This is a genomic window from Pseudoroseomonas ludipueritiae (assembly GCF_014490445.1).
GTDB classification, from domain to species: Bacteria; Pseudomonadota; Alphaproteobacteria; order Acetobacterales; family Acetobacteraceae; genus Pseudoroseomonas; species Pseudoroseomonas ludipueritiae.
The window spans coordinates 1-8680 of record NZ_JACTUZ010000174.1; the positions used below are offsets into that span (position 1 = coordinate 1).

General features: G+C 72.3%; 8 protein-coding genes. 4 read left to right on the top strand and 4 right to left on the bottom strand.

The features are described from left to right. Positions 1 to 347 (bottom strand): GntR family transcriptional regulator (locus tag IBL25_RS22470; protein ID WP_187780723.1); only part of this gene is annotated, 347 nt, incomplete at its 3' end. A 78-nt stretch (positions 348 to 425) separates the two neighbouring features. Here IBL25_RS22470 and IBL25_RS22475 point away from each other — a divergent pair. Then, entirely contained in the window at positions 426 to 1151 is a 726-nt protein-coding gene (locus IBL25_RS22475; protein WP_187780724.1) for a pyridoxamine 5'-phosphate oxidase family protein, read from the top strand. Positions 1152 to 1239: 88 nt separating this feature from the next. Beyond that, positions 1240 to 1917 (top strand): hypothetical protein, encoded by a 678-nt coding sequence (locus IBL25_RS22480; RefSeq protein WP_187780725.1) that lies wholly within the window; start codon positions 1240 to 1242, stop codon positions 1915 to 1917. On the opposite strand, the gene IBL25_RS22485 is transcribed toward IBL25_RS22480, so the two are convergent. Further along, on the bottom strand, positions 1914 to 4871 hold the full coding sequence (locus IBL25_RS22485) for a PAS domain S-box protein (RefSeq protein WP_187780726.1): 2958 nt from the start codon (positions 4869 to 4871) through the stop codon (positions 1914 to 1916). The genes IBL25_RS22480 and IBL25_RS22485 overlap by 4 nt on opposite strands. Before the next feature lie 146 nt (positions 4872 to 5017). Here IBL25_RS22485 and IBL25_RS22490 point away from each other — a divergent pair, with 146 nt between their 5' ends. Then, positions 5018 to 6397 (top strand): cytochrome P450, encoded by a 1380-nt coding sequence (locus IBL25_RS22490; protein ID WP_202986854.1) that lies wholly within the window; start codon positions 5018 to 5020, stop codon positions 6395 to 6397. Between the two features lie 46 nt (positions 6398 to 6443). Further along, positions 6444 to 7070 (top strand): 5,6-dimethylbenzimidazole synthase, encoded by a 627-nt coding sequence (bluB, locus tag IBL25_RS22495; protein ID WP_187780727.1) that lies wholly within the window; start codon positions 6444 to 6446, stop codon positions 7068 to 7070. Positions 7071 to 7103: 33 nt separating this feature from the next. Here the strand turns inward: bluB and IBL25_RS22500 are convergent, their stop codons facing one another. Both IBL25_RS22500 and IBL25_RS22505 read right to left on the bottom strand, forming a co-directional pair. Beyond that, entirely contained in the window at positions 7104 to 8411 is a 1308-nt protein-coding gene (locus tag IBL25_RS22500) for a capsule biosynthesis protein (RefSeq protein WP_187780728.1), read from the bottom strand. Positions 8412 to 8462: 51 nt separating this feature from the next. Continuing rightward, a partial coding sequence (locus tag IBL25_RS22505) for a hypothetical protein (RefSeq protein ID WP_202986855.1) occupies positions 8463 to 8680 on the bottom strand: 218 nt, incomplete at its 5' end.

Here is an 8680-nt window from a genome sequence, read left to right on the forward strand (position 1 = left end):
CGGCCCAGCGCGAAGGCGCCCTGGCCCGTGGTGGCGGGCAGGGCCGGAGTGGCGGCGGCGGGGGCGGCGGCGGGCGGGAGGTGAGAGGCCACGAAGGTGCCGGCACCGGTGCGGGCCTCGGCCAGGCCGTCGCTGAGCAATTGCTCATAGGCCACCACCACGGCGTTGCGCCGCAGGCCGAGCTGTTCCGCCAACACGCGGGAGGCGGGCAGGCGCAAGCCGGCGGGCAGGCGGCCGCCCAGGATGGCGGCGCGCAGCCCGGCATGGAGGCGGCTGGACTGGCTGCCGCCGCCTTCCAGCAGCAGGGGCAGTTCCAGCGCCGCGGCCTTGGGTGAATTGGTCGGCATATCCTGTCCCGGATTGGCCCTTTCGCCAACCAATTCCACGGCGCCAGACTGCCCCTGTCAACCGAGGGCCTGCCTGCCATGTCCGTCACCGCCGATGCCACCACCTATCCCGTGGACCAGCGCAACCGCGTGAAGCGCCGCCACGACCGTGGCTTCTACGACCATGCCACGGTGCATGCGCTGCTGGATGCCGCCATCCTCTGCCACGTATCCTACGTCGTGGACGGCCAGCCCTATTGCACGCCGACGCTGTTCTGGCGGGAAGGCAACCATCTCTACTGGCACGGCAGCAGCGCCAGCCGGATGCTGCGCAACCTCTCCGACGGCCAGCCGGCCTGCCTGACGGTGACGCATCTGGACAGCCTCGTGCTGGCGCGCTGCGGCTTCAACCATTCGGCCGACTACCGCTCCGTCATGTGCTTCGGGCAGGCGCGGCTGGTGGAGGATGCGGAGGAGAAGCGCCGCGCCCTGGTGATGATGGTGGACCGCTTCTTCCCCGACCGCACGGCGGGGCTGCGCCAGAGCACGGCGCAGGAGATCAAGGCCACCGCCGTGGTGGTGATGGAGATCGAGCGCGCCTCGGCCAAGATCCGCGCCAAGGGCGTGGCGGATGACGACGAGGATTACGAACTGCCGGTCTATGCCGAGCGCCTGCCGGTGCAGACCGTGATCGGCGCGCCTGAGCCCTGCCCGCGCCTGCTGCCGGGCGTGGCGCGGCCGGCGAACCTGGCGGGATACCGCGCCGGGCGGCTGTTGGAGGAGGCGCTGGCCGAGGCGCATGTGCAGGCCTACGCGCCGGGCTGAGAAGGGGCGCGGGCGGCGGCAAGGAACCATTCATCCCGAGGGATTACAATGGGGTTCCGACCCGCCGCATCCACCGAGGACCCCCGCCATGACCAACCCCGCGAGCGCCGAGGCTTTCCCGGACCTTCGCGCCGCGCTGCGCGCCGAGATCGCGCCCTTGTTCGGGGAGATGCGCAGCTTCGTGGACCGCCGCATCGCGGAGCTGAGCGCCGAACTCGCCGCCACCTCCGAGATCGCCGACATGGCGGAGGAGAATCTTTCCCGCAAGCTCGGCCAGGTGCATGAGCAGATCGCGCAGCTGGTCGCCATCCCCGCCGCCAGCACCCGCAACAGCGGGCTGGAGCTGGAGGCGGTGGTGCAGGCCACCGAGGCCGCCGCCAATACCATCATGGAAGCCACCGAGGCGATTCAGGCCTGGATCAGCAGCGGCCAGAAGGACCAGGCCTCGATCGAGGCGCTCTCCGCCCGGGTGAACTCGATCTTCGAGGCCTGCTCCTTCCAGGATGTCACGGGCCAGCGCATCCGCCGCGCCATCCAGCACCTGCAGCAGGTGGAGACGATGCTGGAGCATATCGTGCCGGGCGTGGGGCTGGAGGCGCCGCGCGGCGTGCGGGTGCCGACGCAGATGCGCACCACCAGCGCCGCCGCGCAGGCGACGCCGGACCTTTGCCAGGCGGATATCGACGCGCTGCTGGATTTCGGCGCCGCCAGCCCCCCGGCGGCGCCGCTGTCGCAGGCCGATATCGATGCCCTGCTGAACGGCTAATCCGCCGCGATCAGTTCCGTGATGCGGGCGGCCAGGGCTTCCAGGGCGAAGGGCTTGGTCATGACATGCATGCCGGGCTCCAGCCGGCCATTGCCGACCACCGCATTCTCGGCATAGCCGGTGATGAAGAGCACCTTCAGGTCCGGCCGCGCCTCGCGCGCCGCATCGACCATCTGGCGTCCGTTCATGCCGCCGGGCAGGCCCACATCAGTCACCAGCAGGTCGATGCGCGCGCCGGATTGCAGCAGCCGCAGCCCGGCGGGGCCATCGGCGGCTTCCAGCGCGGCATAGCCGAGTTCCTCCAGCACCTCCGTCACCAGCATCCGCACCGTGGGCTCGTCATCCACCACCAGCACCGTCTCGCCCTGCCGGGCGGGGGGTGCTTCCGGCACCGCGGGGGCTGGCTCGGGGGGCTCGGCCTCGCCCAGGTGGCGGGGCAGGTAGAGGCAGACCGTGGTGCCGTCGCCGGGCTCGGAATAGATCCGCACCTGCCCGCCCGACTGCCGCGCGAAGCCATAGACCATGGAAAGCCCGAGGCCCGTGCCCTGGCCCAGCGGCTTGGTGGTGAAGAAGGGGTCGAAGGCCTTGGCCACCACCTCCGGCGTCATGCCCGTGCCGGTGTCGGACACGCAGAGCGAGATATACTGCCCGGGCGGCAGGTCCTGTTCCTGCGCCGTCCGGTTGTCCAGCCAGCGGTTGGCGGTCTCGATGGTCAGCTGGCCGCCGCCCGGCATGGCGTCGCGCGCATTGATGCAGAGGTTGAGCAGCGCGTTCTCCAGCTGGTGCGGGTCCACCAGCGTCGGCCAGAGGCCGCCGGCCTGCACCACCTCCAGCGTGATGGCGGGGCCGACGGTGCGGCGCACCAGTTCCTCCATGCCCGCCACCAGCCTGTTGGCATCCGTGGGGCGCGGGTCCAGCGTCTGGCGGCGGGAGAAGGCCAGCAGCCGGTGCGTCAGCGCCGCCGCGCGCCTGGCCGCGCCCTGGGCCGCATTGGCGTAACGCTCCACCTCCCTGTACCGCCCCTGGGCTGTGCGGGCGGCGAGCAGCTCCAGATTGCCGCTGATGCCGGCCAGAAGATTGTTGAAGTCATGCGCGATGCCGCCGGTGAGCTGCCCCACCGCCTCCATCTTCTGGCTCTGGCGCAGTTGTTCCTCGGATTTGCGCAGCGCGCGGGTGCGGGCCTCCACCAGCGCCTCCAGCCGCGCATTCAGCTCCCGCTGCCGCGCCTCGGCCAGCTTGCGGGCGCCGATATCCAGCACGGTGCCGGTCAGCCGGGTGGCGACGCCGCCCTCGAAGAAGGCCTGGCCATTGGCGGCCACCCAGCGCTCCACCCCGTCCGAATGGCCGATGGTGCGGTATTCGATGCTGAAGCCGCCGGTGCCGTTGGGGTCCAGCGCGCGCAGCACCGCCGCATGGGCCGCCTCCCGGTCCTCCGGGTGCAGGCAGGGCAGGAAGGTTTCCTCGTAGCTGACGGACTGGCCGGGAGCCACGCCGAACAATTCGCGGCAGCGGTTGTCCCAGCTCAGCCGGCTGTCCGGCACGTGGTAGTCGAAGGTGCCGATGCGGGCGGCGGCGAGGGCCAGGCGCAGCCGGTCCTCACTGCGGCGCAGGGCGGCCTCGGCCTGCCGCAGCCCGCTGAGGTCCAGCATGGCGCCAAGCACGCGGGTGGCGCGCCCTTCGGCGTCGCGCAGCAGGAAGCCGCGGTTCAGCACCGTGGCATGGCTGCCATCGGCGCGGCGGAAGCGATGCTCCCGCGCCCAGTGGCTCTCCCCCTGCGCGATCGCGGCCCGCAGGCTCCGCTCCACGCCCGCGCGGTCGTCGGGGTGGATCTGCGCCAGCCACCAGGCATGGCTGGGCTCCACCGTATCGGGGCGGTGGCCATAGGTGGCTTCCAGCGCCTCGGTCCATTCCACCCGGTTCCGCGCCAGGTCCCAGTCCCAGACGGCATCGGCGGTGGCGCGGGCGATCAGGCGGTAGCGTTCGTTGGAAGCTTGCAGCGCCTCATGGGCCTTGTGCCGCTCCGTCTGGTCGCGCAGCAGCTTCACGAAGCCGGTTGCCGTCCCCGCCTCGTCCCGCAGCACCCGCATGCTGCCGCTGGCCCAGAAGGTGGAGCCATCGGCCCGCAGGTGCCAGCGCTCATCGGCGCTGCCGCCGGCCTCCAGCGCCAGGCGCATCTCCTCCTCCGGCTGGCGGGCGGCGCGGTCCTCGGGGGTGAAGAAGCGGTGGGCGGTCTGGCCCAGCATCTCCGCCGCGCGCCAGCCGAGCAGGGCCTCAGCCCCGGCATTCCAGCCCGTCACCCGGCCTTCCAGGTCGGTGCCGATGATGGCGAGGTCGGTGGCGCTGTCCAGGATCTGCCGGTGGCGCAGCGCGGCGGCTTCCTGCCCGGCGCGGAGGCATCGCAGCTCCAGCTCGCCCATGGCCTGCCGGGCCAGGCCGCCAAGCACCCTGCGCTGGCGCGGCGTCAGCCCTTCCGGCCTTGGGCTGCCGTCCAGCACGCAAAGGGTGCCGAGCGGCAGGCCACCCGAGGTTTCCAGCAAGGCGGCGGCATAGAAGCGGGGGCGGCAGTGGCCCTCGGGCATCGGCAGGGCGGCGAAGCGGGCATCGGCCGCGATATCCGGCACCACCAGCCCCCCGGGCTGCCGGAGGGCCTGGAGGCAGAAGGCATGGTCCAGCGGCCATTCACGCTGGCCGAGCCCGGCCTCGGCCATCAGCCAGTGCCGGTCCGCGCCGATCAGGCTGATGGCGGCGATGGGCGCTTCCAGCAGCTCGGCCGCCAGTTGGACGATGCCGTCGAATGCCGGCTCCGGCCCGGTGCCCAGGGCGAGATAGCGCTCCAGCACCGCCAGCCGCTCGGCTTCCGCCCAGCCGGGATGGGACCGTGCCGGGGTGGAAGCCTCCTCACCATCCTGGCGGTGAGGTCCGGCCTTGGCGGGAGAGGGTGCGAGAGGGGCCATGGCTGGCGTATAACGCGAGGACCGGGGAATGGATTACAGGCCAAAACGGCCCCCGGCTCCTGCCCGCGCGGCCCGGCCAGGCGGGCGCCGGCGGGGCAGGCACCCTATATCCGGCCCAGGTGTTTTCTCCTGGAACGAGGGCCGGCATGACCACGGGTTCCACTTCCGCGATGCGCCCCCTGGAAGGGCTGGCGCAGTTCGGCGCCCTGGCGGGGCAAAGCCTGCGGGTGCTGCGCGCCACCCTGCGCAACCCGCTGGAAGCCCTGCCGCCGGAGGTTTATCGCGAGCCGATCCTGCCGCGCCGCGTGCTGGGGCGGGAGATCGTGCATGTGATGGCGCCGGAGCTGGTGCACCAGGCGCTGGTCACGGAAGCGGGTCGGCTGGACAAGGGCGATTCGGTGCGCCGCCCCCTGGGCCCGGCGCTGGGGGAGGGGCTGCTGACGGCCGAGGGCGCCGAATGGCGCTGGCAGCGCCGGGCCCTGGCGCCGATCTTCCGCCCGGCGCAGGTGCAGAACTTCCTGCCCGCCATGCTGGAGGCTGCCCGGCGTGGCGCCGCGCGGCTGCTGGCGGTGCCGCCCGGCCAGCCGGTGGCCATGGAGCAGGAGACCATGCGCGCCACCTTCGACATCATCGTCGAGACCATGCTTTCCGGCTCCGCCAATATCGACGTGGAGCGCGCGGCGGCGGATATCGGCGCCTATCTGCGGCTGACGCGCTGGGCCACCGTCGCCAGCCTGCTGCGGGCGCCGGACTGGGTGCCTTATCCCGGCCGGCGGCGGGGGCGGCGGGCGGTGGGCTATCTGCGCGGGCGGCTGATGGCGCAGGTCGCCGCCCGCCGGGCGGAAGGCACCGCGCGCGGCGACCTGATCGACCTGCTGCTGGGCGCCAGCGACCCCGAGACCGGGCAGCGCATGGACGACCGGCAGATCACCGACAACCTCGTCACCTTCCTGACGGCGGGGCACGAGACCACGGCGCTGGGCCTGGCCTGGACGCTGGACCTGCTGGGCCGCCACCCCGAGATCGCCAGCCGCGCGGCGGCGGAGGTGGATGCCGTGACCGGCGGCGGCCCGGTGCTGCCGGAGCATGTGGCGCGGCTGGACTACCTGCGGCAGGTCTTCCAGGAAGGGATGCGGCTCTACCCGCCGGTGCCCATCCTGGCACGGCGGGTGGTGGAGCCTTTCACCCTGGGTGGCGTTGCGCTGCGCGAGGACACCGCGATCTTCATCCCCATCCATGCCGTGCACCGGCACGAGACGCTGTGGGAGGCGCCGCAGCTCTTCGACCCCGGCCGCTTCCGGCCGGAGCTGGTGGCGGCGCGGCACCGCCTGGCCTTCATGCCCTTCGGCGCCGGGCCGCGCCTCTGCATCGGCGGCGGCTTCGCCATGCTGGAGGCGGTGGCGATCCTGGCGGTGCTGCTGCGCGAGATCCGCTTCACCAGCGCCGGGACGCCGCCGGCGCCGCGCGTGGACATCACCCTGCGCCCTTCCGCGCCGCTGTGGATGACGGTGGCGCCGCGGGGTTGAGGCGGCGGCGCTTCGTGCCGGGGGGCGCGTGGCGCTAGAATGGCGCATGCCGAGCTTCAGCCCCGCCTTCCGCCAGCAGTTGCGCGACCTCTTCCGGTGGCGACGCGACGTGCGCCATTTCCGCCCGGACCCGCTGCCGCCGGGCCTGCTGGAGGATCTGCTGGAGGTGGCGGCGCTGGCGCCCTCGGTCGGCCTCAGCCAGCCCTGGCGCTTCGTGCTGGTGGAGGCGCCGGCGCGGCGGGCGGCGGTGCGCGCCAGTTTCGCCGCCTGCAATGCCGCCGCCCTGGCGCGGCAGGATGGCGGCCGCGCCGGGCTCTATGCCCGGCTGAAGCTGGCCGGGCTGGACGAGGCGCCCTGCCACCTAGCCATCTTCGCCGAGCCCGATCCCGCCCAGGGCCATGGGCTGGGCCGCGCCACCATGCCGGAGATGGCCTCCTATTCCGCCGTGCTGGCCGCCCATACCCTCTGGCTGGTGGCGCGGGCGGAAGGGCTGGGGATGGGCTGGGTCTCGATCCTGGAGCCCGAGGCCGTGAAGGCGGCGCTGGAGGTGCCGGCGGGCTGGGTGCTGATCGGTTATTTCTGCCTGGGCTACCCGCGCGAGGAACACGAGACGCCGGAGCTGGAGCGCGTGGGCTGGGAGCGGCGGCGGCGGGTGGAACTGCTGCGCCGCTGAGGGCGGGCGTCATCCCGCGTGGGACGCGCCTGTTCAGCCCACCCGCTTCGGGCGCGGCGGCCAGAAGCCGGCGGTGGCGCCCTCGGTCTCGGGGTCCAGGGCCTCGGGCACGGGGCGGTTCAGGATGCCCTCGTGCAACCGGCGCACGGCGCCTTCCACCGCCACGCGCCGCCCTTCCGCCGCATGGTAGACGCCGCGGATGTGCAGGGAATGCGCGACCGAGCGCAGGAAGCCCTCGCGCAGCGCCGGGTCGGGCGGCGGGGCCTCGGTCCAGAACTGGTCGAGCGTGCCGGAGAAGACCAGGCCGGGGATGCGGTAGAGCGCCTCCCCCAGCGCGAAGGTGGGGGTCTGGCCCAGGATGGCGCGCAGGCCGACGGTGCTGTTGACCGTGACCACGCCCTGCACCTGCTCCACCATGGCGCCGAGATTGCCGCCGCCGAGGTAGTGCATGCGGCCTTCCAGCCCATGCTCCTGCGCGATGCTCCGCACGCGCTGGCCCCAGTTCTTCAGCCCGGGGTCCAGCGGATGCGCCTTGACCAGAAGATGGGCGCCTGGCCGCGCATGGGCGGCGAAGCTCCGCGCCACCTCGCGCAGCGGCGTGTCCATGTCGGTGTAGCGGGAATAGGCGCGGATGGAGAAGTCGTTCTCCATCTGCAGCGCCATGAGGTAGAGCGGGCCACGGCCGGAAAGGTCACGCAGGATGCGGTCGGCCTTGCGGTTGTCGTGGCCACGCCGCAGCAGCCGCATGACGATGCCGGCATAGAAGGGGATGGGGTGGTAGATCTGGTGCCCCCGGTAGTGCCGGAAGACCGGCCAGCGCACCTGCCCCGCGAGGTTGTAGACCACGTCCCACAGCGCCTGGACGCGGAAGTCGTCACGGTGGCGCGTCACCAGGTCTGGCGGCGGCAGGGAGGCACCGAGGCGGATGATGGCCTCCGGGTCGCGCGTGAAGCGGGAGCAGGCATTCAGCCCATCCCGCTCGATCACAATCCAGTCAGGACGAATATAACCAAGGTCCGTGACCACGACTTCCACGCCCCGCGTGCTCGCGGCGGCGATGGCGGCCTTGTGGTAGGGCCGCTGCTCGCCCAGCAGAACCAGATGCGTGATGCGGTTTTCGTCCAGGAAATGGCCGACGAAATCGGGCCATTCCCCGGCCGTTCCGTGGAAGTCGACCGCGCCAGGGCCTTGCCAGAACAGGCGATCGCCCAGATGCAGGTTAATTCGATGGACCTCATGGCCCAGCGCCCGCAGCCCAGCGCCGACTTCGCTGAAGAAAGGGCTGATGGGCCCTTGAAGGAACAGGAAGCGCTTGCGCGGCAGGGGATCTCCGGGGGGCATTGTTGAGATCGGGAAACCCTTTCGGCCCGCTGCTGTCAACCCAGCGTTGCCTCAGCCGGTAGGAATGGTGAAGGCGGCGAGAAGGTCGGGCCAGCCGGCCAGCCGTACCCCGCGCCGCGCCGCCGCCCGCAGCAGGGGGGCGGGCGGGAAGGGGCAATAGGGCAGGATTTCCGGCTGCTGTCCCGGCGGCGGGGTGCCGGCGGCCAGGGCATCCAGCACCGGGCCGGCCAGGGCGGCGCCCTGGTGGTGCAGGTGCCGCGCGGCGGTGG

Excerpts from the sequence above, each read along its gene's own strand:
- IBL25_RS22485 (WP_187780726.1), bottom strand. The coding sequence starts at position 4,871 with ATGGCCCCTCTCGCACCCTCTCCCGCCAAGGCCGGACCTCACCGCCAG.
- IBL25_RS22475 (WP_187780724.1), top strand. The coding sequence starts at position 426 with ATGTCCGTCACCGCCGATGCCACCACCTATCCCGTGGACCAGCGCAAC.
- IBL25_RS22500 (WP_187780728.1), bottom strand. The coding sequence starts at position 8,411 with ATGCCCCCCGGAGATCCCCTGCCGCGCAAGCGCTTCCTGTTCCTTCAA.
- bluB (WP_187780727.1), top strand. The coding sequence starts at position 6,444 with ATGCCGAGCTTCAGCCCCGCCTTCCGCCAGCAGTTGCGCGACCTCTTC.
- IBL25_RS22490 (WP_202986854.1), top strand. The coding sequence starts at position 5,018 with ATGACCACGGGTTCCACTTCCGCGATGCGCCCCCTGGAAGGGCTGGCG.
- IBL25_RS22480 (WP_187780725.1), top strand. The coding sequence starts at position 1,240 with ATGACCAACCCCGCGAGCGCCGAGGCTTTCCCGGACCTTCGCGCCGCG.